Source organism: Parasedimentitalea psychrophila, assembly GCF_030285785.1.
Taxonomy (GTDB): domain Bacteria; phylum Pseudomonadota; class Alphaproteobacteria; order Rhodobacterales; family Rhodobacteraceae; genus Parasedimentitalea; species Parasedimentitalea psychrophila.
In genome coordinates this window covers 252,609-278,522 of the sequence record NZ_CP127247.1, presented here as the reverse complement: position 1 = coordinate 278,522, position 25,914 = coordinate 252,609, and the positions used below count along the sequence as shown (strand labels likewise).

The 25,914-nt window shown below is 63.2% G+C and carries 25 protein-coding genes and 2 riboswitches; of the genes, 2 read left to right on the top strand and 23 right to left on the bottom strand.

Translation table 11 applies throughout. The annotated features are described in order from the left end of the window. Nucleotides 1-45: 45 nt before the first annotated feature. The 8 genes from QPJ95_RS01380 to cbiE form a co-directional block, all read right to left on the bottom strand. On the bottom strand, nt 46-738 hold the full coding sequence (locus QPJ95_RS01380) for a CbtA family protein (RefSeq protein ID WP_270918820.1): 693 nt from the start codon (nt 736-738) through the stop codon (nt 46-48). Between the two features lie 4 nt (nt 739-742). Continuing rightward, complete coding sequence (locus QPJ95_RS01375; RefSeq protein ID WP_270918819.1) at nt 743-913, bottom strand: CbtB domain-containing protein; 171 nt, start codon at nt 911-913, stop codon at nt 743-745. A 31-nt stretch (nt 914-944) separates the two neighbouring features. Then, nucleotides 945-1,165, bottom strand: a riboswitch (cobalamin riboswitch). 57 nt (nt 1,166-1,222) lie between these two features. Then, the gene (locus QPJ95_RS01370) at nt 1,223-1,570 is read right to left on the bottom strand and encodes a DUF1636 family protein (RefSeq protein WP_270918818.1); all 348 of its coding nucleotides are present in this window, start codon (nt 1,568-1,570) and stop codon (nt 1,223-1,225) included. Beyond that, on the bottom strand, nt 1,567-2,289 hold the full coding sequence (gene cobA, locus QPJ95_RS01365; protein WP_270918817.1) for a uroporphyrinogen-III C-methyltransferase: 723 nt from the start codon (nt 2,287-2,289) through the stop codon (nt 1,567-1,569). Before cobA ends, QPJ95_RS01370 begins: the two co-directional genes overlap by 4 nt. Beyond that, nucleotides 2,286-3,596, bottom strand: a complete 1,311-nt coding sequence (locus QPJ95_RS01360) for a cobyrinate a,c-diamide synthase (RefSeq protein WP_270918816.1) — start codon at nt 3,594-3,596, stop codon at nt 2,286-2,288. Before QPJ95_RS01360 ends, cobA begins: the two co-directional genes overlap by 4 nt. Beyond that, the gene (gene cobM / locus QPJ95_RS01355) at nt 3,596-4,381 is read right to left on the bottom strand and encodes a precorrin-4 C(11)-methyltransferase (protein ID WP_270918815.1); all 786 of its coding nucleotides are present in this window, start codon (nt 4,379-4,381) and stop codon (nt 3,596-3,598) included. Before cobM ends, QPJ95_RS01360 begins: the two co-directional genes overlap by 1 nt. Continuing rightward, nucleotides 4,378-4,758 (bottom strand): cobalamin biosynthesis protein, encoded by a 381-nt coding sequence (locus QPJ95_RS01350; RefSeq protein ID WP_270918814.1) that lies wholly within the window; start codon nt 4,756-4,758, stop codon nt 4,378-4,380. Before QPJ95_RS01350 ends, cobM begins: the two co-directional genes overlap by 4 nt. Further along, complete coding sequence (cbiE, locus tag QPJ95_RS01345) at nt 4,755-5,942, bottom strand: precorrin-6y C5,15-methyltransferase (decarboxylating) subunit CbiE (RefSeq protein WP_270918813.1); 1,188 nt, start codon at nt 5,940-5,942, stop codon at nt 4,755-4,757. The genes QPJ95_RS01350 and cbiE overlap by 4 nt, the downstream gene beginning before the upstream one ends. On the opposite strand from cbiE, the gene QPJ95_RS01340 reads away from it, so the two are divergent. Further along, nucleotides 5,941-6,675, top strand: a complete 735-nt coding sequence (locus QPJ95_RS01340; RefSeq protein ID WP_270918812.1) for a cobalt-precorrin-6A reductase — start codon at nt 5,941-5,943, stop codon at nt 6,673-6,675. The two genes, cbiE and QPJ95_RS01340, sit on opposite strands and share 2 nt — an antisense overlap. Here QPJ95_RS01340 and cobJ read toward each other — a convergent pair. From cobJ to QPJ95_RS01305, 7 genes are all read right to left on the bottom strand, one after another. After that, nucleotides 6,672-7,430, bottom strand: a complete 759-nt coding sequence (gene cobJ / locus QPJ95_RS01335; protein ID WP_270918811.1) for a precorrin-3B C(17)-methyltransferase — start codon at nt 7,428-7,430, stop codon at nt 6,672-6,674. The genes QPJ95_RS01340 and cobJ overlap by 4 nt on opposite strands. Next, a complete protein-coding gene (cobI, locus tag QPJ95_RS01330) occupies nt 7,427-8,143 on the bottom strand; it encodes a precorrin-2 C(20)-methyltransferase (protein ID WP_270918810.1) in 717 nt (238 codons plus the stop codon). The genes cobJ and cobI overlap by 4 nt, the downstream gene beginning before the upstream one ends. Nucleotides 8,144-8,145: 2 nt before the next feature. Beyond that, nucleotides 8,146-8,775 carry a precorrin-8X methylmutase gene (locus QPJ95_RS01325; protein ID WP_270918809.1) on the bottom strand — a complete coding sequence of 210 codons (630 nt, stop codon included), beginning with the start codon at nt 8,773-8,775 and terminating at the stop codon, nt 8,146-8,148. Nucleotide 8,776: 1 nt separating this feature from the next. After that, nucleotides 8,777-9,940 (bottom strand): precorrin-3B synthase, encoded by a 1,164-nt coding sequence (gene cobG / locus QPJ95_RS01320; protein WP_270918808.1) that lies wholly within the window; start codon nt 9,938-9,940, stop codon nt 8,777-8,779. Then, nucleotides 9,937-13,182 (bottom strand): cobaltochelatase subunit CobN, encoded by a 3,246-nt coding sequence (gene cobN / locus QPJ95_RS01315; protein ID WP_270918807.1) that lies wholly within the window; start codon nt 13,180-13,182, stop codon nt 9,937-9,939. Before cobN ends, cobG begins: the two co-directional genes overlap by 4 nt. A gap of 149 nt (nt 13,183-13,331) precedes the next feature. After that, a complete protein-coding gene (gene cobW / locus QPJ95_RS01310; protein WP_270918806.1) occupies nt 13,332-14,366 on the bottom strand; it encodes a cobalamin biosynthesis protein CobW in 1,035 nt (344 codons plus the stop codon). A 4-nt stretch (nt 14,367-14,370) separates the two neighbouring features. Continuing rightward, on the bottom strand, nt 14,371-14,745 hold the full coding sequence (locus QPJ95_RS01305) for a DUF1636 domain-containing protein (protein WP_270918805.1): 375 nt from the start codon (nt 14,743-14,745) through the stop codon (nt 14,371-14,373). Nucleotides 14,746-14,842: 97 nt separating this feature from the next. Beyond that, nucleotides 14,843-15,069: riboswitch (cobalamin riboswitch) on the bottom strand. Nucleotides 15,070-15,180: 111 nt separating this feature from the next. Here QPJ95_RS01305 and cobO point away from each other — a divergent pair. Continuing rightward, nucleotides 15,181-15,756 (top strand): cob(I)yrinic acid a,c-diamide adenosyltransferase, encoded by a 576-nt coding sequence (gene cobO / locus QPJ95_RS01300; protein ID WP_286018294.1) that lies wholly within the window; start codon nt 15,181-15,183, stop codon nt 15,754-15,756. A 93-nt stretch (nt 15,757-15,849) separates the two neighbouring features. On the opposite strand, the gene glpD is transcribed toward cobO, so the two are convergent. From glpD to metG, 8 genes are all read right to left on the bottom strand, one after another. Continuing rightward, nucleotides 15,850-17,457 carry a glycerol-3-phosphate dehydrogenase gene (glpD, locus tag QPJ95_RS01295; protein WP_270918803.1) on the bottom strand — a complete coding sequence of 536 codons (1,608 nt, stop codon included), beginning with the start codon at nt 17,455-17,457 and terminating at the stop codon, nt 15,850-15,852. After that, nucleotides 17,450-18,235, bottom strand: coding sequence for a DeoR/GlpR family DNA-binding transcription regulator (locus QPJ95_RS01290; RefSeq protein ID WP_270918802.1), 786 nt, complete (start codon nt 18,233-18,235; stop codon nt 17,450-17,452). The genes glpD and QPJ95_RS01290 overlap by 8 nt, the downstream gene beginning before the upstream one ends. A 134-nt stretch (nt 18,236-18,369) precedes the next feature. Continuing rightward, on the bottom strand, nt 18,370-19,449 hold the full coding sequence (locus QPJ95_RS01285) for a DUF1513 domain-containing protein (protein ID WP_270918801.1): 1,080 nt from the start codon (nt 19,447-19,449) through the stop codon (nt 18,370-18,372). A gap of 1 nt (nt 19,450) precedes the next feature. Next, nucleotides 19,451-20,461: an imelysin family protein gene (locus QPJ95_RS01280; protein WP_270918800.1), complete on the bottom strand. Its 1,011-nt coding sequence runs from the start codon at nt 20,459-20,461 to the stop codon at nt 19,451-19,453. Nucleotides 20,462-20,464: 3 nt separating this feature from the next. Further along, on the bottom strand, nt 20,465-22,024 hold the full coding sequence (locus QPJ95_RS01275) for a di-heme oxidoreductase family protein (RefSeq protein WP_270918799.1): 1,560 nt from the start codon (nt 22,022-22,024) through the stop codon (nt 20,465-20,467). 145 nt (nt 22,025-22,169) lie between these two features. Next, entirely contained in the window at nt 22,170-23,438 is a 1,269-nt protein-coding gene (locus QPJ95_RS01270) for an imelysin family protein (RefSeq protein ID WP_270918798.1), read from the bottom strand. Between the two features lie 134 nt (nt 23,439-23,572). Further along, nucleotides 23,573-23,737, bottom strand: coding sequence for a hemin uptake protein HemP (hemP, locus tag QPJ95_RS01265; RefSeq protein WP_270918797.1), 165 nt, complete (start codon nt 23,735-23,737; stop codon nt 23,573-23,575). A 450-nt stretch (nt 23,738-24,187) separates the two neighbouring features. Further along, complete coding sequence (metG, locus tag QPJ95_RS01260; RefSeq protein WP_270918796.1) at nt 24,188-25,906, bottom strand: methionine--tRNA ligase; 1,719 nt, start codon at nt 25,904-25,906, stop codon at nt 24,188-24,190. Nucleotides 25,907-25,914 lie beyond the last annotated feature (8 nt).

The following is a 25,914-nucleotide window of genomic DNA, read 5'->3' as shown; positions in this document are numbered from 1 at the left end:
AATCCTCCGCCGGGCAATACACGGCGGAGGATCATGGAGGTTTGATTAAGCAGAGGCCTCGGCGCGCTCACCTTCGGCTTGCCAGAAATATCCGGCAAATGTGCCGACCAGAACCCAGGCTGCCATGCCAACGCCAAAGGCGCGGGCGGCAAACAGAGCGCCGATCTCGGTTGGCACGGGACCCGAGAAGCTGTCGGGTTCGGGCGCACCGATCAGATGCGGTGCCAGCAGCAGAACCGCCGCAATCGCATAACTGATCTTGTTGCCACCAAAGGCGATCAGCCACATGGCAATGCCAGCCGTCGCGACGGTTGCGGTCCACCAGAGCTGGCGATCGCCTACGTCTGCGGCGGCAACACCCGGAACCTCGGGCGCCAGGGTCAGACCCGGAGCAAAGTGGAAGGTGATGAAACCGGCCAGACCCCAGATAATACCAACACGGGCATTGATCTTAGCGCCTCGCTCTTCGGCAATGGACATCAGCGCAACCATCACCAGCGCATAACCGGTATAGGTCAACATGGTGAAGACGATGCTGAGCCCATCGCGCATGGCATCGAAACCGGGCAGGGTTGGATGAGCAGACACGGATTCGGCCCCGAAATGCACCAACTCACCGGACTCATAAAGCTCGGCGTGGAGCAGAACAGGCTGCACGAACACTAACTGCAGCAGGGCGGCAATCAACCCTGCTGCAGCACCAGCGAACAACGCGCTGGTTAAAATGCGGCTAAACATTGCCTTAGTGGCAGGGAAAGCCGGATGCGTGACGCACATCATGTGCGGCGTCATGCAGGGCTGATGCCTGAACGTGGCCGGTCAGGGTCATGATGCCCAGACCCAGAACCACGGCAAAAACGGCCGGCAGAAAACCAAGGCCAGTGGCGGTCGTGTTAAGTGTTTTAGTCGTCATGTCGTTCTCCTTGCCGTCACACCCGACGGCATCAATTGCGTTCCATATGGCCGGTCTCCTGACTCGTGGGTCACAGCCAACTTTCCCCTTCCCACCGGACATCTGCCCGGCAGTGGTCTGGAAAGCCGCTCGCCACTCACAGTCGCGGGGGCGGTTGAGGTCTCGACGCCGCAATTGGGTCCGCCGTTCCTCATTCCCGTTTCAGTCCTGACGCTTTGCGCCCATGTGAACACCATATGGCGCCAATGTGCCTTATTGCCCCTTGCTGGGTCAAGTTTGAAACCGACCGTTCAGAGGCGGATTTGCGACTTATTGCGGCGTGGCTGCGATGTTTGCCGGGATTCGGGCAATCGCCTTGAACCGCAAATTGCCCAAGGGGCGCGCGTCGGCGAAATTGCCGTCAGGCGACTCGGCGTAAAGACGCAGAAAGGTCAGGACCTCGCCGATGTCATCGGTGGAGATTTCGCCAAACAGATAAGCCGTCTTGCCGGTCTGGCGTACTGACAGGGTCTGGGGCCGCTTGCAGCCGGACATGCAGTCCACCTGTTGCAAAGTGGCCGCCAACCCAGCGCCGCTGATGGCCTCGGCCAGTTGATCTGGCAGGGTTGGATCGGCCTCTTTGCAGGTCCGGCACAGGGTGAGGGTTGGCGTGTTCATTCCGGTTCGGCCAGAGGGCCGTAAAGGATCAGCACCGGCGCGGTGGTTTTCAGCTCGCGCAGCAGCTTGGGCAGTTCGCCAACCGTGTGATGCGACAGTTGTTGATCCGGGGTAGAGACTGCCATCGCCAACATGGCCGGGGTTTCAGGCGGTAACCCGTGGGTTATCAGCAGTTCCGCCAGCGCCGCAAAGGTGCGTTTGCCCATATAGACCACGGTGGTGGCATTTGGGTCGGCCAGCGCGGTCAGGTTCAAGTCGTCCGGCAGCTCACCCGTCACATCATGGCCGGTAATGTACTGCAAGCGCCGCGCGGTCAGGCGGCGGGTCAGCGGAATGCCAGCGGCGGCAGCGGCTGCCGAGGCGGCGGTGACGCCGGGGATGATCTCGTAGCCGATACCCGCAGCGCGCAGGGCGGTGATTTCTTCCTCAAGGCGGCCAAACACACCCGAGTCGCCGGATTTGAGCCGCACCACTTTGGCGCCGGACAGCGCGTAGTCCACCAGCAGCTTGCTGACGTGGTCCTGCTTGGGCGAGGGGCGGCCGGCCCGTTTGCCGACGCCGACCAGATCGGCATCGTCCCGGGCGCAGTTAAGGATCGGGCCAGAGGACAGATCGTCAAACAACACCGCATCGGCGGCCTCTAGCCGTTTGACGGCCTTGACGGTCAGCAGGTCTGGGTCGCCGGGGCCGGAGGAGACAAAGCTGACAAAGCCGCTCATGAGGGTTCTCCGGTGATCAGGTGGAAGAAGCTGCCGGTGACATGGCCCTTGACCGATCCGGTTTCGGGCACCGGGTTGCCATCGGCGTCAAACACCTGCGCCAGCGGCGCGTCGGGTTCATCCAGGATGGTGGTATAGTGGAACTCATGGCCTCGCAGGGCGTCACCGGCTGTAAATCCAGGCATGGCGCTTTGCAGCACGGCGCGGCGATACCCAAGGTGGAACTTGCGTTTCTCATAAGAGGTCACCAGCCCCAGCAGTCCGGCCATTTGGTGACGGTTGCCCTGCTTGTCGATCAGCGCTTCGCCCAAAGCCATGTAGCCGCCGCATTCGCCGTGCACCGGTTTGGTGGCGGCATGTTTGCGCAGGCCGGTCAGATAGGTGGTGGCGGCAGCCAGGGTGCCACCGTGCAGTTCCGGATAACCTCCGGGCAGCCAGACCAGATCGGCGTCCTGCGCCGGCGCCTCATCGTTCAGGGGCGAGAACGGCAGGATCTCGGCGCCGGCATTGCGCCAGCCGGTGAGCAGGTGCGGATAGGTGAACGAGAACGCCGCATCGCGGGCCAGGGCGATGCGTTGGGCGGGCGGTGTTGGCAGCGGTTTCGGCGTCGGAGCCGGGCCGCCTCGGGCGGCGGCTTTGATGGCGTCGAGATCGACGTTTTCGCGCAGGAAGGTCGCATATCCGGCGATTGCCGCCTCAAGATCGGGGTGTTCCACCGCCTGGATCAGGCCCAGGTGGCGTTCGGGCAGCGACAGATCACCGCGCCGGGGCAGCGAGCCAAGCACCTTGATGCCGGCCTTTTCCATGCCCCGCCGGGTGAGCCGTTCGTGACGCGGGCTGGCGACCCGGTTGAGGATCACGCCGGCAAAGGGCACATCGAGGTCGTAGTTCTTGAACCCCAGCGCGGTGGCGGCGGCGCTCTGCGCCTGACCGCTGACATCGACCACCAGAATAACCGGCCAGCCCATGCGCTTGGCGGTTTCGGCACTGGTGCCAAAGGCGGTCTGGCCACGGGTGGCGACGCCATCATAGAGCCCCATGGAGCCTTCGCCGATGCAGATCTCGGCACCAGTGGCTTGCGAAGCGACGGCATCCAGCAGGTCAGGTGCCATCGCCCAGGTGTCCAGGTTGAACGAGGGCCGTTTGGCAGCGGCGAGGTGAAAGGCCGGGTCGATATAATCGGGGCCGCTTTTGTAAGGCTGCACCACCATGCCGTCTTCGGCGAAGGCGCGCAGCAGGCCCAGCATCACGGTGGTTTTTCCGGTGCCCGAAGAGGGCGCCGAGATCATCAGGCCGGGGGGCATCATCATTCGGTTCCTTCGGGAAAGCGCGGATCGGTGCCGACGGGGCGGTAGCGGCGATCATAGTCGCCCGCGTAGAGGCAGCTTTCGTCGAATTCCTCGGCGCCGATGGCACGACCAACAAGGATCAGCGCGGTGCGGCCACGTTCGCCTTCGGTGGCGTCTTCCAATGTCTCCAGCGTCGCCTTGACCACCCGCTGATCGGGCCAGGTGGCGCGCCAGACAATGGCAACGGGGCAATCGGCACCGTAATGGGGTGTCAGCTCAGCGATAACTTTCTCTAGCACATGCACCGACAGGTGAATGGCCAGGGTGGCGCCGGTTTTGGCAAAGTTTTCCAGCGTTTCGCCGTCGGGCATCGATGATGCACGTCCGGATGTGCGGGTGAGGATCAGCGATTGGGCAACGCCGGGCAGGGTCAGTTCAGCCCCCAGTGCGGCTGCGGCTGCGGCAAAAGCGGGCACGCCGGGGGTGACGTCGTAGGCGATATCCAGTGCGCGAAGGCGGCGCAACTGTTCGCCCATCGCCGACCAGACCGACAGATCGCCGGAATGCAGCCGGGCAATGTCGTGACCGGCGTCATCGGCTGCTTTGATCTCAGTGATGATTTCATCCAGTGACATTGAGGCAGTGTTGATAATGCGCGCACCGTTGGGGCAGTGCTGCAACAGCGCCTCGGGCACTAGCGAGCCGGCATAGAGGCACACCGGGCAGGCGGCAATCAGGTCGCGGCCGCGCAGGGTGATCAGGTCGGCGGCACCGGGGCCTGCGCCAATGAAATGTACGGTCATGGGGTCGTCCTTTCGGCAATTGCCGCTGTGGCAAGGCCATTGTCTGTTGTAACGCGGGGCGCGATCAGGCGCGCGGATGTGTTTGGCTGGCCGTTGCGGGCGGCGACCAGAGCGGCGGCCTCACACAGTGATCCAGTGCCAAAGCGGGTTTGGATCCGGGGGGAGCTGGTTAGGGTCGGGGTGTCGGCGATCTCGTCCTCGGACAGGGCGATCACCGGCAGGTTCAAATCAGCGGCGAGTTGTTGCATTTGCGGCGCTGCCGCCTTGGCGGTGAGTGAGGCCAGCGCGTCGGGGCGTGGACAGCCGGTAAGGGCCAGAGCAGCACGCAGGTCATCTGTGCTGGCGCTTTGGCGAAATCCGAGGCCGGCGATCCTCATCGGGTGACGCTCCATTGGATGACGGGGCGGGCGCGGGTCCAGCCGCGCATGGAACCCAGCGGGCTGACTTCGGCGATTTCGGCCTTCATCAGGTCGCCGCCGTGTTGGGCATGGGCATTCATCAGCAGGGTCTCGGTTTCCAGTGTTACGCCGTTTGCCACCACGCGGGTGCCGACGGGCAGGATTTGCCACAGCTGGTCCAGCAGGGCCTGCGAGGCACCGCCGCCGATGAACACGGTGTCGGGCAGCTCTTGCGCCTCCAGTATTTCCGGGGCCTGTCCGACCACCAGGCTGATCCGGTGTGTGAGGCCAAACTTTGCCGCATTCAGGTTAATATTCGCGCTCCGCTGCGTGCGCTGCTCAAATATCAGCGCCCGGGCGCCGGGGGCGGCAAGGCACCACTCCACCGAGACCGAGCCTGATCCGCCGCCGATATCCCAGAGCAACTGGCCGGGGCGCGGCGCCAGTGCCGACAGGGTCAGGGCACGGATCGGCCGTTTGGTGATCTGACCGTCGCTGTGGAACATCTCGTCGGCCAAGCCCGAGGCGCGCGGCAGACCGCCGTGGCCGACGGCAGCAATGGCCAGCGCCACCGGGGCCTGAATATCATCCAGATCAAATCCATCGGCCTGGGCACTGCGCACCCGTTGATGTGCGCCGCCCAGGCGTTCCATCACCGCCAGTTGCGAGCCGCCAAACCCCTGCTTGGTCAGCCAGTTTGCCAGCTCGGCCGGGGCGTCGCCGTGGCGCAGGGTGCAGATCACTTGGGTGTTGGAGGCCAGCAGCGGCAGCAGTTGTTCAAAGGGGGCGGCATGCAACCCGAGGCAGAGGGTGTCCTCAAGTCGCCAGGCCAGATGATTGGCCGCCAGCGCAAAGGTCGAGGGCGCGGGGTGGGAGGTCCATTCGCCGGGCTGAAGGTGCTTGGCCAGCGAACCGCCGGCGCCATGCCAGAACGGATCACCCGAGGCGAGCACGGCGACTTTTTTACCGCGTGCTGCTAATACCGGGTCGATGGAAAAGGGCAGCGGCCAAGGCTGGCCCTTGTCGGCGGCATTGACCAGGTCCAGATGGCGCGGACCACCAAAGATGATTTCCGCCCGGTGCAGTGCGGTTCGGCTTGCATCTGTCAGGCCAGCCAGTCCATTTTCACCCAGACCAATAATCGACAACCAGGGGTCAGACATGACAGGTATCCTTTTGCTGGGAGGCACCACCGAAGCCAGTGCCTTGGCCCGTGTGCTGGCGGTGGCCGGGCGGGACGCTGTGTTTTCCTATGCCGGCCGCACCGCGCGCCCGGTGCCGCAGCCGTTGCGGATGCGGCTGGGCGGGTTTGGCGGTGTGGCTGGATTGGTGGCGTATTTGCGGGATGAAGGCATCAGCCATGTGGTGGATGCCACCCATCCTTTTGCGGCGCAGATGAGCCGCCATGCGGTTGCCGCCTGCGCCGAGGCCGGTGTGGCGCTGTGCGCGCTGGAGCGGCAGCCGTGGCAGGCAGGCAAGGGTGATAACTGGATCATGGTGGCGGATATGGCAGCCGCCGTTGCCGCCTTGCCCGAGCAAGGCGCGCGGGTGTTTCTGGCGATTGGCAAGCAGAATCTGGATATCTTTGCCGCCAAGCCGGGCAATCACTACCTGCTGCGGCTGGTGGATGCGCCCGAGGCGGCACTGCCCTTGCCGGATACCACGGTGGTACTGGCGCGAGGACCGTTTGACGGCGCCAGCGATCGGGCGTTGATGTTGGACCATGGCATCAGCCATATCATCTCCAAGAACGCCGGAGGCAGCGGCGCCGAGGCCAAGCTGATCGCGGCGCGCGCACTGGGCCTGCCGGTGGTGATGATCGAGCGGCCACAGGTGCCGGAGCGGCATATCCTGGGCTGCGTCGATGAGGTGATGGCCTGGCTGGATCATTGCTAGTCTACATCTTTGGCAAAGCGCGGGGTGTAGACATAGCGGCCCACCCGGCGGGTGTCACTGTTGCCAACGATCACCACGGTGCGCATGTCGGCCATCTCGGGCCTGGCCTCGTTCAGGGTGACGGTGGTGATGGTCTCGCCGGGTTTCGAGACGTCGCGGGCGAATGAGATCAGGGTGTCACCGCCACAGGCCTGGCGCAGGATCTCCAGAGCGCGGCCAAACTGGTGTGGGCGCGATTTTGAGCGCGGGTTGTAAAAGCCCATGGCAAAGCCTGCTTCACCCGCCAGACGCAGGCGCTTTTCGATCAGGCTCCAGGGTTTCAGGTTGTCGCTGAGGTTGATGGCAGCAAAGTCGTGGCCCATTGGTGCGCCGATACGGGCTGAGGCGGCCAGCATGGCAGTGATACCGGGCAGCACCTGGATATCCAGATCCAGCCACTCGGGTTTGCCTGCTTCCAGCGCCTCGAATACAGCCGAGGCCATGGCAAAGACGCCCGGATCACCGGAGGAGACCACCACTACGCGGCGGCCCGAGGCGGCCATTTCCAGCGCGTGGGTGGCGCGTTCAATCTCGACCCGATTGTCCGTGGCGTGCAGGGTCAGGCCGGGGCGGGGGAGGATGCGTTTGACGTAGGGGATATAGCCAACGATATCAGTTGCCTCGGCCAATATGTCCTGCACCTGCGCCGTCACCATGCTCTCGTCACCGGGGCCGAGGCCGGCGATTGCGATCCAACCTGTATTTGATAGGGTCATGGGCGGCGTCCCTGTCCATGTAGGATGACAATGGAGAAATAGGGCACTTTGCCGGTGATCTCGGTGAGTTTCTGCACGGTCTGATCCGCCATGGTGCCGCGTTCCACCAGCCAAGCGTCATCGAGACGGCCGGCTGTTTCCAGTGCGCGGCGCAGTTTGGGCAGGTTGCGGCCGATCTTCATCACCACCAGCGCATCGGTATTGGCGGCGCGGGCAGCCAGCTCGTCCTCGGGCAGGGTGGCCATCGCCACGGTTAGCACGTCGTCGCCCCAGGTGATCGGCAGGCCGGTGGCGGTCCAGCAGCCGGTCATGCCGGTGATGCCGGGAATGATCTCCATCTCGGCGCGCCCTTGCAGGCGGGTGTAGAGATGCATGAAGGAGCCGTAGAAAAACGGATCGCCCTCGCAGAGGACAACCACGTCCTGACTGCGGGCCATCTCAGCCAGGGTGTCGGCCCAGCGGTCATAGAACGCGGCAAGCTGGCGGTTGTATTCCGGGTCCGAGAAGTGGATCTCGGTGGTGACCGGGTATTCCATTGCGTGCTCGACAACGCCTTCAGGCAGTAACCCGTCGACCAGGGTGCGCGCTTGACCTTTATAGCCGGCCTTGCGGAAAAACGCGACGTGATGTGCGCCCTGGATCGCGCGGTAGGAGCGCAGGCTCATCAGGTCGGGGTCGCCGGGGCCGAGGCCGGTGCAGATGATTTTACCCATTGTCATTCTTTCCAGCTGGCCAGCGCATTGACTGCGGCGACGGTGATGGCAGAGCCGCCCAGGCGGCCTTGCACGATCATCGAAGGCACTGGCAGGTCCAGCATCAGCGCGTCTTTGGACTCCATGGCGCCGACAAATCCAACCGGGCAGCCGATGATGGCGGCGGGGCGGGGGCAGCTGGGGTCTTGCAGCATGTTCAGCAGGTGGAACAGTGCGGTGGGGGCGTTCCCGATGGCGACCACGGCGCCGTCGAGGTTGGGGCGCCACAGTTCCAGCGCCGCGGCGGAGCGGGTATTGCCCATCTCCTTGGCCATATCCGGAACCCGGCTGTCGCGCAGGGTGCAGATCACCTGGTTATTGGCAGCGAGGCGCGGGCGGGTGATGCCTTCGGACACCATGTGGGCATCGCAGAGGATCGGCGCACCAGTGGCCAGCGCGGCGCGGGCGGTTGCAGCCATGTCCGGGGAGAAGCGGATGTATTGTTCCAGCCCGACCATGCCGGCGGCGTGGATCATGCGGACGGCGACGCTTTCCTCGTCCTTGGAGAACCGGGCCAAGTCAGCCTCGGCGCGGATGGTGGCAAAACTTTCGGCGTAGATGGCGGCGCCGTTGGTTTGGTAGGTGTGGAGCATATTAGCTGCCCTTTGTCAGAATGTCGGGAGCGGCGCGCAACTGGCTGGCGCTCAGGTTTAGGTGTGCGGGCTGATCACTGGCGGTGCCGTTGTAGATCAGGTTGAAGGTGTCGGCCCCGGTGGCGGTCAGGGTCAGCGGTGCGGCGCCGGGATGGGCGCAGCCCTTGGCGCAGCCTGAGACATGTAGTCTGCGGCCCGGTGGCACAGAGGGTGCCAGATCGCGGGCCAAATTCCGGGTGTTTGATAGCGCCTGCAGGCAGCCGGGTGCGCCGGTGCAGGCACTCACTTGCAGGCGCGGGTCCGCTGCATCCAGGATCAGGCCGGGAAGGGGGGGCAAGTCTGTAGCGTGCTCGACCAGCAGCATCCGCCACGGGGTCAGGCGCAGGGCACCCTGAGCGGCGAGGGCGGCAAAGCTGGTGGCCGGGATCTGGCCGAACTCCAGCCCGACCAGCCTGCCGCTGGCGATCTGTCCAAGCCGTTGTTGTGGCGCGGCGGCGGTAAGGGTCGCGCCATGCGCTGAGGGTGGTGCGCGGCGCGCAATGAGCGGGCGCATCCTGCCGCGACCGTCCGGCGCGCCGCCATGGGTCAGGAACCAGCGGGCCAGAGACAGGGCCTCGGCCGCGGCGGTGGTCGGCGTCACTGCGAGGCCTCTGTCAGCGCCGTCGGCGATCAGCACAAGTCCATCAGGGTTGCGCTCAATGCGTATATCGGCGGCGGTATCGCGCAGCACAGGCGCAGGCCCGGTATCGACGGCAAAGCCGAATTTGCCCGGCAAGGGTAGGTCGGTGGCCGCGACCAGCGCGTCGCTGAGTTGCTGGGCCAGACTGTGGGTCTGATCGCCAGCGGCCCAGAACGGCGCGACGAGGACATTGCGGCGGGATTCGGTTGCCGCGTCGGCATCAACCAGACCAAGATCCTGAAGCGCGGTGACCAAGGGCGCGTGATCTTCCTCGGACACGCCGCGCATTTGCAGGTTGGCGCGGGATGAGAGATCCAGAATGCCATTGCCGAAGCGGTGTGAGAGGTCGGCGACCGCTTGCGCTTGGTCACCAGATAAGCGGCCCAGTGGTGCGCGGATACGCACTACCAGCCCGTCGCCGGACATCATCGGCCGCAGCGCGCCGGGGCACCAGCCATAGACCTTTGGCGCGACGCGGTTGTTCATGCTGTACCTTCAAGATCGGCGATGATCGAGTTGCGGCGACTGATCCACAGCCCGGCCTGATGCAACGCGCGGAAGCGGTCGCGCATGGCTTGCAGCGCCTGTGGGTTCTCGGCCTGCATGAAATCCACCAGATCGTCGCGGCCCAGAGTGGCCTCGTAATACAGGTCGAACAGATGCGGCGGCACCGCCTGCGCCAGATGGGCAAAGGCGGCCATGTGATCCAGCGTCGCCGCGATCTCGGCGCCACCGCGAAAGCCATGTGCCATCATCGAGGTGGCCCAGTCCGGGTTGGCGGCGCGGGCGCGGGTGACGCGGGCGATTTCCTCGCCCAGGGAGCGCGCCTGTGGCTGATCGGGTCGGGTCATATCCATATGGTAGAGCGCCGGGCCGGGCTGGCCAAGCCGGGCCATGGCAGCCGCAAAGCCTGCCTCGTGGGCGGCATAGTCTGAGGCCATAAGCAGGTCGGTTTCCGGCAGGTCCTGCAGATGCACAAAGCTGTCGGCCCCTTGCAAGCGGCTTTCCAGTGCGGCGCGGGCCGGTGCGATGTCGCCCTGTGCGTCGATGGCATGGGAGGAGGCGTTGAGCCAGGCCTCGCCTGCGGCCTGGCGGGCGGTGTCAGTGTAGTTGTCCAGATGGGCGCCCATGTTGAGCCCGTATTGGCCGGGTTTGGGGCCAAAGACCCGAGGGGTCTGGGTCAGGTAGGGGTTGTCGCCGGCGTCTTCATCTCGCTGTGCCAGCGTGGCGGCGGCCACCTCGAACATTTGTGCCAGACCGGGAAAGACATCGCGAAACAGACCGGAGACCCGCAGGGTGACGTCGATGCGGGGGCGGCCCAGCAGCGCCAGCGGGATCACCTCAAACCCAGAGACGCGATCAGAGCCGTCGTCCCATTTGGGGGCCAGACCTGCCAGATGCAGCGCCATGGCAAATTCCTCACCGGCGGTGCGCATGGTGGCCGAGCCCCAGAGGTCGATCACCAACCCCTTTGGCCAGTCGCCGTGGTCCTGAAGGTGGCGGCGCAGCAGCTCTTCCGCCAGTTTTACACCCTGCGCCTGCGCCGCCCGCGACGGCACCGCCCGTGGATCGGTGGTAAACAGGTTGCGCCCGGTGGGCAGCACGTCGGAGCGGCCGCGATAGGGCGAGCCGGAGGGGCCGGGGGTGACCAACTGGCCGCTGAGTGCCGCCAGCAATCCAGCCTGTTCCTGCGCGCCGCAGTCGCCGCAGCCAAAGATGTGCAGGCCCTCGCCGTATTGGCTTTCCTTGATGTCGCAGACAAAGCGGTCGATGCGGGTCAACGCCTCAGCGGCAGAGCTGTCCCCGTCGAGGCCCAGATCGGCCTCGACCCCGGTGCCCTGCGCCTCAGCCCGGATGTCGGCGATCAGCCGGTCGCGCCGCGCCGGGTCGAGACCTTCGGCGGTTGAGTACTCATCCAGCAGGCTTTCCAGCCGTGCCATGCCGTCGGGCAGAGTGGTCTGCGCCAGCGGCGGCGGCAGGTGGCCGAGGGTGACGGCACCGATGCGGCGTTTGGCCTGCGCCGCCTCGCCCGGGTCATTGACAATGAACGGGTAGATCACCGGCAGCGCACCAGTTAGCGCTTCGGGCCAGCACTCCGTTGACAGGGCGACAGATTTGCCGGGCAGCCATTCCAGGGTGCCATGGGCGCCGATGTGGACGAGCGCATCGACCTGCGCCTGTAGCCAGAGATAGAAGGCGACATAGGCATGGCGCGGAGTGCGCTCCAGATCGTGGTAGTCGTCGCTGCGGGTTGTCACATCGCCGCGCTCGGGCTGCAGGGCGATCAGCGCCTTGCCGGCGCGCAGGGCGCGGAAGTGAAAGGCGCCGTCGTTGCAATCGGGATCGGACTGCGGCTCGCCCCAGGCTTGGGTCAGGTCATCGCGCAAGGGTTGCGGCAGTTGGCTCAGGGCGGTTTGGTAGTCGGCCAGGGTGAAACTCAGTGTCTCAACTATCAGGCGCGGGGCGAGGGCGCCGGGCTGCTCCACATCATAGCCCTGCGCAGCCAGTGTGGTGAGGATTGTCTCGGCCGAGGCCAGCGCGTCCAGCCCTACCGCGTGGGCCAGTTGGTGCGCTTTGCCGGGGTAGGTGGACAGCACCAGGGACAGGCGTTTGTCGGCATTTGCCAGCGCCGAGAGGCGGTGCCAGCCGATCACCCGGTCAACCACCGACTGAATGCGGCTGGGGTCCGGGTGATGGGCAAAGCGGGAATATTGCAACTTGGGATCTTTGCGACCCGGCGATTTGAAGCTGACCACGCCGGCAAAGACGCGGCCGTCGACCTCGGGCAGCACCACATGCATGGCCAGGTCGGCGGGCGACAGACCCCGGGCGGCGCTGGCCCAGTCCTTGCGTCGGGCGGTGGACAGGGCGACCTGAAACACCGGGCAACCCGTGGTGTTGAGCGGCGAGGCGCTGCCGTCGCTGCTGATGGCGGAAAAGGCGGTGGCGTTGATCACCGCCGAGGGGGCCAGCTGTGGCAGGGTCTGGCGCAGCCAATGGGCGGTTTTGGGGGATTTCAGGCTGGCGGCAAAAATACCGTAGGCGGCAAAGCCCCGGGCGCGCAGTTCCGTTATCAGAGCGTCCACCGGGCCAGTGTCGGCGGCAGTGAGGTAAGAGCGGTAGAAGCTGACGAGAAACAGCGGTTTTCCATCCGCGTCGATGGAGGTGGCGGCGCCGGTGGTCGGATCGTAAAAGCCATGCTCGGGGGTGGTCTTGAGGCCGATGACTGGTCCGGCGTATAGGCCGGCCGCCAGAGACAGCTGTGCAAGTGCCGCCTGTGCCGCCACAGCGCCGCCTGCGTCACAAAGCGATTGCAACCGGCGCAGGGTCGAGACCGGCAGGGTGGAGAGCTCATCCAGACGCGGGTCTTCGCGGCCGTCGGCGGGCAGCACGGCCAGGGCGATGCCGTTGCGGCGGGCCAGATCCTGCAGGGTGGCAAGCCCATAGGACCAATAGCTTTCACCACCGATCAGTCGCACCAGAATGCCTTTGACGCCGATGAGGGTCTGTTCCGCGTAGGTGTCCACCGACAGCGGATGTTTCAGCGCCACCAGATTGGCCAGCCGCAGCGAGGGTAGTTTACCGTCGCCGCGGTGCCAGCCCGCCGCAAACGCGCCGAGGTCACTGTCAGAGAATGACAGTACCACCAGATCAGCCGGGGTCTGGCCCAGATCCTGTGGGGTCTCGCTCTCTTCGAGACCGTGGCTTTCGCGGAAGACGACGTGCATGAGATTTGGTTCTCTGTGGTAGTTAAATGTGGATCATTGCGCGGGAAGTTCTTGCCCGGCCGATAGGTCGGGCGCGCCTGACCTTCCCCCCGGGAAGGCGCTTTGCACCTCCCCAAGGTCAGGCGCGCCCTGTGCATTTGGCCGAAACATCAGGCCCCCAGTTCGGCGCGGATGGCGGCGGCGTCGATGTTATCATGTTCGGCAATGACAACCAGCTGGGTGCGACGGCTATCGCTGCCCCAGGGTCTGTCATATTGCGCCCGCAGACGCTCGCCCACAGCCTGTACCAGCATCCGCATTGGTTTCCCCTCAACCGCGACATAGCCTTTGACGCGCAGGATATTGCGAGTTTGGGCGAGTTTCACGATGGCATCTTGCAGTGCCTGCGGATCGGATACTTCGCCCATTTCGACCACTATGCTCTCAAAATCGTCATGTTCGTGATCGTGGTGGCCGTCGTGGTGTGAGGGGCGGGCCTCCAGATCATCCTCGGCCGCCGCATTGAGGCCCAAAACGATGCGCGGATCAATCACGCCTTCGCTCATCGGCAGCACCGGCAGGCTGCGCGGGTTGATGCTGGTGATCATTTTGCGGGCCTGCGCCACGCCTTCTTCGCCGGCCAGATCGGCCTTGGACAGCAGGATGATGTCGGCGCAGGCGATCTGATCCTCGAACACCTCGGACAGCGGAGTGTCGTGGTCGATGCTGTCATCGGCCTCGCGCTGGGCCTGCACCGCCTTCAGGTCGGGGGCAAACTGACCCTTGGCGACGGCTTCGGCATCAGCCAGGGTGATCACCCCGTCGACGGTAATGCGCGAGCGGATGGCGGGCCAGTCAAAGGCCTTGAGCAGCGGCTTGGGCAGCGCCAGACCGGAGGTCTCGATCAGGATGTGCTCGGGGGGCTCGGGCAGCGCCATCAGCGCCTCGATGGTGGGAATGAAATCATCCGCCACGGTGCAGCAGATGCAGCCATTGGCCAGCTCGATGATATTGTTTTCCGGGCAGTTTTCATCGGCGCAGGACTTCAGGATATCGCCATCGACCCCGGCGGTGCCAAATTCGTTGACCAGAATGCCCAGACGTTTGCCCTGCGGGTTCTGCATCAGGTGACGGATCAGCGTGGTCTTACCGGCGCCCAGAAATCCGGTGACGACTGTGACCGGGATCTTGTTGAGATCGCTCATTGAATTACTCCTGAATAGGGGTGTCGACCGGCGGAATGCGGGCGATGGATTGTTTGCGGAAAATGACCGGACGCTGGCGCCAGGGCACAAGGCCATCGTCGGTGGCGGCATAGGCGGCGGCACCGGCAAGGATGTCGTCAACATGTTCGTCGGGGTTCAGATCGCCGTAAACATAGGTCCAGCGGGCATCGCCGCCGCTGAGCACCATTGAGCAGCCTCGCTTACAAGCCGACAGGCATTCAACGCCGCGCAGCTGGACGCCTTCGGGCAACCCGGTTTCTTTCAGAGCCTCCAGCAGAATAGATCCTGGACGGGTGGCCTCGGGGTCCACGTCTGCGCGGCGGCAGGTGGTACAGACTGTAAGCATTACGTCACCCATAGGGGACCGTCTCCTTGGCTGTGACAAAAAGGGTAGGGCCAGAAGGGGGGCCCGTCGAGCAGGATCCCTCAACCGGTCGCGAAACACCCCGTTCGCCCGTTGAATTCATGTGTTGGCAGGTCTCCCGGCTTGCGGAGTCAAAAGGCAATTGCCTCTTTGCGGTGCTCTTGCCTTCCCGGCCATAGGCCAGTGGCATCAGAGACCTCTCCGGTCACGGTCGCGGGGGCGGCTGTGCTTGCACCTGATGATCCCGGATGGATCACTGGTCACATCACATTCCCTCTTCGCCTGTCAAATACAGGAACCAACAAAACCCCCTTGCGTCATCGCCCCGGTCCTTGTCAAGTCATTGGTGGAATCAGCAGGAGAAGTGCCGTGAGTGACACCCCGAAAAAAGAAGCCCCCATCGATGACGAGGCCCGTCATGCGGCCAAGATGGCCAAGAAAAAAGCCGCCCGTGACCGGATGATGGCCACCAAGGATGGTGAAAAAGGGCTGATCATCATTCACACCGGTCCGGGCAAGGGCAAGAGCAGCTCGGGCTTTGGCATGATCATGCGCTGCATTGCCCACAAGATGCCCTCGGCGGTGGTGCAGTTCATCAAGGGTGGCTGGCAGACCGGTGAGCGAACGCTGATTGAGGAGAACTTTGCCGATCTGTGCCAGTTCTATGCGATGGGCGAGGGGTTCACCTGGGAGACCCAGGACAAGGCGCGCGATATCGCGGCGGCCCAGGCGGGCTGGGAAAAGGCCAAGGAAATGATTCGCGACGAGCGCAATACCATGGTGTTGCTGGACGAGATCAACATCGCGCTGCGCTATGAGTATCTGGATCTCGGCGAAGTGGTGGAATTCTTACAGACGGAAAAGCCGCCGATGACCCATGTGATTTTGACTGGGCGCAACGCCAAGGAAGAGCTGATCGAGATTGCCGATCTGGTGACCGAGATGGGCCAGATCAAGCACCCGTTCCGGGCGGGCATCAAGGCGCAGAAGGGCGTGGAATTTTAAATCTGAGGGCAGCGCCTGACCTTGGGGAGGCGAGAAGCGCCTTCCCGGGGGAAAGGTCAGGCGCTGCCCGGCCTTTCGGCCGGGCATGGAGTCTTAGGCTGCAAGACTGGCCACCTGGTTGGTGATGTATTCGTCCACTGCCACAATTTGTTCTTCGCTGAGCCGCAGGCCCAGCTTGGTGCGGCGCCACAGGTAATCCTCGCCTGAACGAACCCATTCGCGGGCGATGGCCCAGTCCAACTCGCGCGCCGTAATTGTCGCCCCGAAATCCTGCCCCAGATCGGTCGCTGATTTGGCATCACCCAGCAGTTTCCAGGCCTCGGTGCCATAGGCGCGGATCAGGCGGCGGCTGGCGAAAGGGCTGAGGAAGGCATAGTCGCCTGCCAGTTTGCCCTGCAGTTTTGCAACATCCGCAACCGGGAAATCACCGCCAGGCAGCGGCACGCCTGCGGTCCATTTGGGTTTTGTACCGGGCAAGGCCTCGGCGATCTTGACCAATGCAGCCTCGGCCAGTTTGCGATAGGTGGTGATCTTGCCGCCAAACACGTTGAGCAGCGGCGCCGCGTCGCGGTCCAGGGACAGCACGTATTCGCGGGTTGCGGCGGTGGCTGAACTGGCGCCGTCATCATAGAGCGGCCGCACCCCGGAGTAGGTCCAGACGATTTGGTCGCGCGTTACCGGCTTGGCGAAATACTCAGAGGCAAACCTGACCAGATAGTCCTGTTCCGCCTCGGTGCATTCGGGGGCTGTATCGGCATCCGAGTGATCCGCATCGGTGGTGCCGATCAGGGTGAAATCTTCCTCGTAGGGAATGGCAAAGATGATCCGCCCGTCCGTGCCCTGAAAGAAATAGCAACGGTCATGATCATAGAGCCGCGGCACCACGATGTGACTGCCGCGCACCAGCCGCACAGTTTCTCGGCTTTGGATTTTCAACTGGTTCTTCAACAGCTCGGCCACCCAGGGGCCGCCGGCGTTGACCAGCATTTTGGCGCGGCGGGTATGGGTCTTGCCACTGTCGCGATCCTCCAGTGTGATCAGCCAGTGATCGGCAAGGCGCTGGGTGGCGATCACCTTGGTGCGGGGCAGGATGGTAGCACCGCGGGCCTGCGCGTCGCGGGCGTTCAGCATCACCAGACGGGCGTCCTCGACCCAGCAATCCGAGTATTCAAAGGCGGTTTTGAACTTGGTGTTCAGTGGCTTGCCTGCCGCATCCGTGGTCAGGTCCAACCTGCGGGTGCCGGGCAGGATGCCGCGTTTGCCCAGTGTGTCGTACATGAACAGGCCCAGACGGATCAGCCAGGCCGGGCGGCGACCCTTCATCCAGGGCATGATGCCGGACAGCAGTTTTGATGTGGGGGTGTCATTGTCAAACCGCATGTCTGCGTGGAATGGCAGCACAAAGCGCATCGGCCAGGAGATATGTGGCATCGCTTTCAGCAGGACTTCACGCTCGATCAGCGCTTCGCGGACCAGACGGAATTCGAAATACTCCAGATAGCGCAAGCCGCCGTGAAACAGCTTGGTCGCCGCCGAGGAGGTGGCTGAGGCCAGGTCGTTCATTTCCGCCAGGGTCACCGACAATCCGCGCCCCGCAGCGTCGCGGGCAATGCCGCAGCCGTTGATGCCGCCGCCGATGATGAAAAGATCGGTGATCGGGTGATCCATGAGCGGGCGGTCAGTGATCGGGTGGTTAGGCATTTTCGCTGCTTTCGTTTTGAGCCGCACTGAGAATGCGGGTGCCAGCCAGCGCTGCGGCTTCGGAGAATTGTCTGGGCACCGGCTGGTCGGTGATCACCACATCCAGATCGGCAACCGAGCAGATCCGCACCGGGGCAGAGAGCTGGAATTTGCTGCTGTCGCAGACCAGAACCTTGGTGCGGGCGTTTTTCAGAATGGCGCGCGCAACCGAGACTTCGCGGGCATCGTGATCCATCACCGCCCCATCGGCGTCCAGGGCCGAGGCGCCGATAATGGCAAAATCCACCTTGTAGCGCGAGATGAATTCCACCGCGTCTTCTCCGACAATGGCGCCGTCGCTCTGGCGCACGGTGCCGCCCACCAAAATCAGCTCTTTGGCCTGGCCGCCCATCATGGCGTTGATGATATTGATGTTGTTCGACAGGACTGTCAGCCCGCGATGGGTGGCCAATGCGCGGGCCACCTGTTCGGTCGAGGTGCCGATGTTCAGGGTGATCGAGCAGTTTTCCGGGATCAGATCTGCCGCCATTGCCGCCATGCCCAGCTTGCCTGCGGCATTGAGCTTGCGGCGGTCGGCATAGGCGCGGTTGGCCGCCGAGCTGATGCGGACGGCGCCGCCGTGCACCCGCGACAGCGCGTTGCGCGCGCTAAGGTCGCGCAGGTCGGCCCGCACGGTTTGCAGCGAGACATCAAAACGGCTGGCCAGGTCCTCGACCTCGACCCGGTCCTGATGGTCCAGAAGCTTCAGAATTTCAGATTGGCGAGTGTTAGCATCCATGGGGAATCCCTTCACCAAGGTACTAGCGGTCTTCTTTCGTTATGTCACGTTTCAATTGCGAAAGACTTTCGCAATTCTGTTTCTTATGCCGGTAGACCCGCCTGAGGTTCTCAATGCTACTAGCAAATGTGAACTCAGCTCAAGCGGATCAGGTGATTGTCCCAGCGCAGATCGGTTTGGGACAGCATCGTCATCGCTGTCTTGGTGAGCGCCACAAGCTGGCCAGTTCCGGTGCTGGCAATGAAGCCGTTGCCGTTGCTGGCGAGACCGCAGACATCGTCCAGATGATGTTCCTGCAGCAAGGCACCGGAGGCCACATCCATCAGCTGCACCACACCGCCACGCGGCGAGGTGACGGCGAGGGTCATGCCATCATTTGAGAATTGGATCGAGCCGCCATATCCGTTCAGGTTGCGCAGGCGTGGGTCGTCCTCGGCCAGCAGGCGCGGCGCGATGCCGGGGCGGTGCAGCCCGACGATTGGCATATCTGCCCCCGGCTCACCCTGCCATTGCATGGCAAAACCAGTGGTGCCGTCGTGCCGCATTGCCAGGTGGCGGATAGAGTTCTGGTGCAACTCGTCGGGCAACTGCATGTGGTGGTCAACAGTGCCGTCGAACCGCAGGTAGCTGAGGTTGGGCTGCATAGTGTCAAGGTTCAGCTTTTCGCGGCCCCGGTCGGGGTGGGTCTGGATGCCGCCATTGGCGATGACCAGGCCGGCTGCATCGCGCCGCAGCAGCAATTCATGCGGGCCAATGCCGCCCGAGGCAAAGCTGGTGAGGCGCTGGTAGCCGTCAGTGGCGTCCCAAACCCCGATCATGCCGCGGGCGGTGTGATATTCGTTTTCGCTGGTGTAAAGACGGCTGCCGTCCTGGCTAAAGCAGCCGTGGCCGTAAAAGTGATGCCCCGAGGGCGGTTCAAGGCGGGCCAGTCGCATGCCGGTGCGGCAGTCGATCACGTCGGCAAAGCGGCCGGGGCGGCGGGCAAAGCCGATCACCTCGGGGCGCTGGGGATGGGCGCTGGCGCCGTGGCCGCGATCGGGCAGCGGGCATTGAAAAAGCACTTCGCCCTGGGCTGACACTCCGGCCAGAATATAGGTTCCGCCGGGTTGTTTGGCGGCTGACAGATAGGCCGGGCAACCCAGATCCGCCCAACTGGCCTGCGGGGCCAGCCCGGTGGCCAGCAACCCGGCAAGAAAGTTACGGCGCGAGGTCACATCAGTCTCCGTCCAGCGAGTTAAAGCCGGGGTCAACGCCCAGTGAGGGGCCAAGGTCGGTCTCGGCCAGGCTGCGCAGGTCGTTGACCTGTTGTTGCAGGGCCTCAATGCGGAACCGGCTGCCGGGATCGGCGACACCAGCCAGGGTGGGATCGTCGAGCCGGGCGGTTGCGGTCAGGGTCTGGGAAAAAGCTGTTTGGAACCTTGCGGCCAGCTCCTGGTTGTCGCCAGATAAGGCCAGAGCGAGGGGTTGCAGTGCGCGCAGGGACAGCTCCACATGGTGCAGGCTGCGGCCTGAGCGGCGCGCCTCGGCCCGGTTGGGGCGGGGGCGGTCAAAACTGCCCAACGGGCGACCCAGGCGCATATCTGCGGTGATCTGAAAGCCGGTGTTCAGGGCTTTGAACAGTTCCTGCTTTATCTCGGTCCTGGTCTGATAGCGGTCACCGGGGCGGCGCATTTGTGCGGCGTAATTATCGTACCAGTCGGTCTGGATGGCGCGCGCGGTGCTGGCGATGTCGCCCGCGATAGCCCGTGTCAGGCGGCAGCGGGTTTCCGGGGTGCCACGGGTGCTTAGATTTGCGTCATAAAGCAGGAATTCCAACGCATATAACCCCCGCGCCGCGATCGAGTAGCTGGCGAACTCGGACGGCTGATCAATCGACGGTTCACCCTCGGCGATGATCTTGGCCAGTTCCTTGGGGATCTTGCCGCGACTGTCCGGCCAGAACGCCAGTGCAAAGGCGCGGTTGTCGGCCTCACTTGGGCCAAAGCGCAGGTGACTGACCGAGACCCAGGCATCAAAGGTGGCACCAAAAGCCTGGCGCAACTGCGGCGATTCAGCCCGGCAATCCGCCTGCGCGACCTGGGCCAGCTGACTGGCGGTGCTGGCAAGGCTCATCATGCCCGGCAGGATTTGCTGGTCCAGGATATCGTCAACCATATCTGCGCGGGCGGTGAGCGGCGACAGGATCAGGCTGAGGCTGAGGGTGAGGGCGGGGACAATGGCGCGCATGGGTTAGAGACTTTCCAGAAAACGAATAAGGGCAGCGCGGTCGTCGGGTGCCAGTTGCACCACGGTGTCGCGTGCCGGCTGCGCCTCGCCGCCATGCCAGAGCACCGCCTCAAGCAGGCTGCGGGCGCGGCCGTCGTGCAGATAGCCCGCCTGATCCGAGACCTGTTGGGTCAGGCCAACACCCCAGAGCGGCGGTGTGCGCCATTCGCGCCCGGTAGCGCGGGCCTCGGGGCGGTTGTCGGCCAGGCCATCGCCCATGTCATGCAGCAACAGATCCGAGTAGGGCCAGATCAGCTGAAAGCTTTGCTCGGGGCGGTCGCTCAGGCGGTGGGTGACGAATTTTGGTGTATGGCAGCTGCTGCAACCGGTGTCGTAAAACACCTGTTTGCCGCGCAGCACCTGCGGGTCGTCCAGATCGCGACGGGCGGGGACGCCCAGGTTGCGGCTGTAGAAGGTCACCAGATCCATGTTGGGCTGGTCGATCTCACTTCCGCGCACATCGCCGTCGCCGTGGGTCGCGTTGCGGCAGTCGGTTTGTGTCTCGGTGCATTCGCCCCAAGGTTCCGGGTAGAGCGGCGTGGATATGCCGATATCGCCGGAAAAGGCGGCTGCCGATTGCTGATGCACCGTGGGTTGGCCCGCCTTCAGGCCAAAGCGGCCCAGCATGACCTGATCATATTCGCTGGACCAGACCAGATTGGCCCGACCGGAGATGCCGTCACCATTGGTGTCATTTTCGTCCGCTTGGGCCAGAATGTCAGCCACCGGGATGGCCTCGATCAGGCCAAGGCCTATCATCGGAGGCGCCACCCGTGGCGACAGCATGGCATCGGCGTGCAATGGGCCGTATCCAAGGTTGAGCGCGCGGTAGCTGGGGGCGCGCAGAGTGGCACTTTCGCCACCGGACAGGGCGACATCAATATCGCGGTAGGTGACGGAGAACTGATATTCCGGGGCCAGACCCGGCGGCGAGAAATCCTGTAGCTGGGTGCCGTAATTGGGATCTGGCGCGGTGCCGATATAGTCGTGTATTGCGGCCATTTCCGCAGGTGCATCACCGGGAATGGACAGCCGCAGGAACATGGATATGGCGCTGTCATCGGCGCCCTGCGGGGTATGGCCGCGACCATCCTTGATGTGGCAGCGCTGGCAGGAGCGGGCGTTGTGCAGCGGGCCCAGCCCGTCCGACGCTCTGGTTGAGGCCGGGGCAAACACCCAGATCTTTTTGAACAATCCGTTGCCGAGCTTGAATTCAAGCTGCTGCTCGAAGCTGATATTGTCTGAGTGCTGGGAAAACGCCTCGTCATCCTTGCGCGCGCGGACTGTGGCGGCACCCGCCGGGTGATCCTCAAAGGCTTCGGCTGTGGTGAAGTCCGAGGTCGCCGCGGTGGCCGCAGTGATGCGGGCCTGTTCGGCTGCGGTCCGGGGCACCAGATTGAGATGAGGGTCTGCGAGGTTCAGCGTGGTCAGATCCAGCGCTGACAGAGGACTGGCCGCCGTAAATGCGACAGCCAGGACTATTTTATTCTGCGTTTTCCATAGTGGTCGCATTGAGGTGAGCATAGATTTTTGCACCGATCCGGTCGTGGAGTTCAAGCTGCGTTTTTAAGAAATTGGACTGCCGCGCTATGCGCGACAGTCCCTATTCATATAGCGCCAGGATGACATAACTACTGGCATCATTATACAGATCGCGGGAGTATGCTGTTTATTCAAAAACAGCCTTGGGGTTGTCCAGCGAATCCGAGCCTTCGATTGCAACGCCGTCCAGCTTCAGGGCCGAAACAACCCGTTCGATGGATTGGGTCTGGTCGATCAGACCGTTGACGCCACCCATGATCAGCGCTTCGCCTTCGGCATTGCCCTGCTCCAGCATCTGGTCATAGGAGAACCCATTGTCGCCAGCGGTCTTCAAGGCGCCCAAGGCCGCCATGGTGGCGGTCAGCTTGGTGCGCATTTCGCTGTCCAGATCGGGGTTCACAGCGGCGACCAGATCGGACAGGGAGGCGCCCGAGATCATCTCGCCGGTGACGCGGGTATATTCCCCCAGATAGACGTTCTGCACGCCTTTGCCGTCGTAGAAATGGCTGTTGTGGGTGTTGTCCGAGAAGCAATCATGCTCTTCCTCGGGATCGTTCAGCATCAGGCCCAGGCGCATACGTTCGCCCGCCTGTTCACCGTAGGACAGCGATCCCATGCCGGTCAGCATGGCGACGATGCCAGCATTTTCGTCGCCCAGCAATGCGCTGCGGGCGTCGCCAGCTTCAGCCCATTGTGCGGCCATCCAGTCCAGATCAGAGACCAGCAGATCGGTGGCGGCCGTTAGAAAGGCGCTGCGGCGGTCGCAGTTGCCGTTGGTACAGGTCTCGCCGACAGCGTAATCGGTCCAGGGCCGCATGCCCGCGCCATGTTCTGTGCCATACAGATCCTGGCCCCAGAGCATGAATTCGATGGCGTGATAGCCAGTGGCCACATTGGCTTCTACGCCATCGGCCTCGTGCAGCGAGCCTTCCAGCAGGGCTGGGGTGATATCGCTGGCGTCGATGGTCTTGCCGGACAGCTCAAACATCGGGTTGGCAATAACATTCAACGATGCCAGGGCGTTCTCGTCCGAGGGGCCACCATAGGATTGGCTAACATAGTCGATCAGGCCCTCGTCCAGCGGCCAGGCGTTTACCTTGCCTTCCCAGTCGTCAACGATGGCATTTCCAAAACGGAACACTTCGGACTGCTGATAGGGAACGCGGGCCGCCAGCCAGGCGGTGCGGGCGGCGTTCAGGTTTTCATCGGACGGGTTCGCCAGCAGGGTCTCGACGGCAGATTGCAGGTCTTTTGCGGTGGCCAGGCTGTCTTGATATTTGGCCTCGGCAATATTGGAGTAATTCTCCAGAACTGCAGCTTTGTCAGCGGCCAGAAGAGCCGTGGTTCCGGCGGCAAAAACCGTCAGAGCCGTGCCTGCAAGTGTCAGTGATTTCATCAAAGTAAGTCCTTGTGGAAGAGTATTCGTGAGGTCTGGTGGAGGCGCGGCGCCGGGCTGCAGATGGCTCAGGGCGGTTGCCTCTATAGGGCGAAGAGCGTGCCAACTTCGGCGGCTCCACGATGCGATGTGGCTTATTTCGTCAGGATCAATTTTCCGGCGCGGGTGATGCGCAGACTGTAGATCTGACCGTTCAGCAGAATCCGGGCCTGGATGCCGCCGCGGGTCAGCTCTTCGGCGTGATAAGTCGGGAAAACTTCCGCGGTGGGAATGGCCACTTCGGCTACGTGCATGTTCATCAGGGTCGCCCTTTGTTGATATCCGCCCGGTCCTGGATCCATTCCAGGCAAAAACCAGACAGGGTTTCCGGTTCAGACAGCGCCTGCGACCAAAGCGGATCCGGCGGCTGCTGGATCGGCGCGATTGGGTGCGGCTTTTGACCTGAAGAAACACTGTGCGGCATGAGGCGATCTAAACGGTTGTTTCTGGTGCGGGCTGACCTGAATTCAAGCAGGCTGGCTGGAGTGTCGCTAACCTGATTTATTTACTCAGGTATGTCAACCTGAGTTTTTCAGTCAGATATAACTTTCTACAGGAGGTTGCATCATCTGTGGTTGCTGCGGCGGCAGGCTGCTGGGGGGGAGCAAGGATGGTATCCCCTTCACTGGCGGGGATATTTCGAGCTGCGCAAACAAAAACGCACCCCCAAAGGGATGCGCTGATTGTTGTTCTGGTGGGGCGCTTGGCGGTCAGTCACGGACTCCGGAAAACCGCTGCTGCCAGTCCTCGCGCTGGTCATCGGTGATCTTGGCAAACAGCACCTCGGGCACCGCAAAATCATGGCCAGCGGGCAGGGCGTTGAGCGCCGCTGCGACATCTTCGGGCCAGCTGGTGTCCAGCGTGTTCATGGCGCTGAGCATGCTGGCGGCGGCGGTGGGGATGAACGGTGCGCTGAGCACCGCATAGAGACGGATCAGGTTCAGCCCCATGCGCACCTGAGTAGCAGCCTTGACCGGATCACTCTTGAAGGTTGACCAGGGCGCGGTACTTTGCAGGTACTCATTACCTGCCGCCCAGATCGCGCGCAGTTCCTGGGCTGACTTGCGCACCTCGATGGCTTCCATCTGGGCCTCATAGGCGCGGATGCGGGTGGTCAGCTCGGCGATCAGCGCCAGTTCCTGTTCGCCGTATTCACCGCCCTCGGGCACCGTTTCGCCAAACTTGGCGCGGCAGAACTTGGTGATGCGGCTGACAAAATTGCCCAGCACATCGGCCAGATCCTTGTTGGTGGATTGCTGGAAATTCTCCCAGGTGAATTCCGAGTCCGAGCTTTCGGGGGCATGCGACAGCAGCCACCAGCGCCAGTAATCGGCGGGCAGGATCTCTAGCGCCTGATCCATGAATACGCCGCGCCCCTGCGAGGTGGAGAACTGGCCGCCGTCATAGTTCAGGTAGTTGAACGACTTTAGGTGATCGACCAGTTTCCACGGCTCGCCCGAACCCAGAATAGTGGCCGGGAAGGACAGGGTATGGAACGGCACGTTATCCTTGCCCATGAATTGGACATATTTGACGTCATCGGCGCCTTTGTCGGTGCGCCACCAGCGCTGCCAGTCGGCATCTGTTTTGCCATTGGCCTCGGCCCATTCGCCAGCGCAGGCGATGTACTCAATAGGGGCGTCGAACCAGACATAGAACACTTTGCCCTCCATGCCGGGCCAGTCCTGATCGCCTTTTTTGACCGAAATGCCCCAGTCCAGATCGCGGGTGATCCCCCGGTCGCGCAGCCCGTCACCGTCATGCAGCCATTTCTTGGCGATCGAGGTGGTCAGGATCGGCCAATCATGTTTGGAGGTGATCCATTCGTCCAGCTGGTCTTTCAGGGTGGATTGGCACAGATACAGGTGCTTGGTTTCGCGCACTTCCAGATCGGTGGAGCCAGACACCGCCGAGCGCGGCTCGATCAGATCGGTGGGGTCCAGCTGCTTGGTGCATTCTTCGCATTGGTCGCCGCGCGCCTTGTCGTAGCCGCAGTTGGGGCAGGTGCCCTCGATATAGCGATCCGGCAGGAAGCGGCCATCGGTGTTGGAATAGACCTGTTTTTCAACCACCTCGCGGATCAGGCCGTTTTCAGCCAGCTTGCCGGCGAAATGCTGGGTCAATTGGTGGTTCTGCGGGCTGGAGGAGCGGCCAAAATGGTCAAAGCTGAGGCCAAATCCCTTGGCGATTCCGGCCTGAACCTGGTGCATTTCGGCGCAGAACTCATCGACGGGTTTATGCGCCTTGGCGGCGGCCAGTTCGGCCGGTGTGCCGTGTTCGTCAGTGGCGCAAAGGAACATCACTTCATTGCTGCGACCCCGATGGTAGCGGGCATAGAGATCGGCCGGCAGCTGGCTGCCAACAAGATTGCCCAGATGTTTGATCCCGTTGATGTAAGGGATCGCCGAGGTAATGAGAATTCGTGCCATATCAGGTT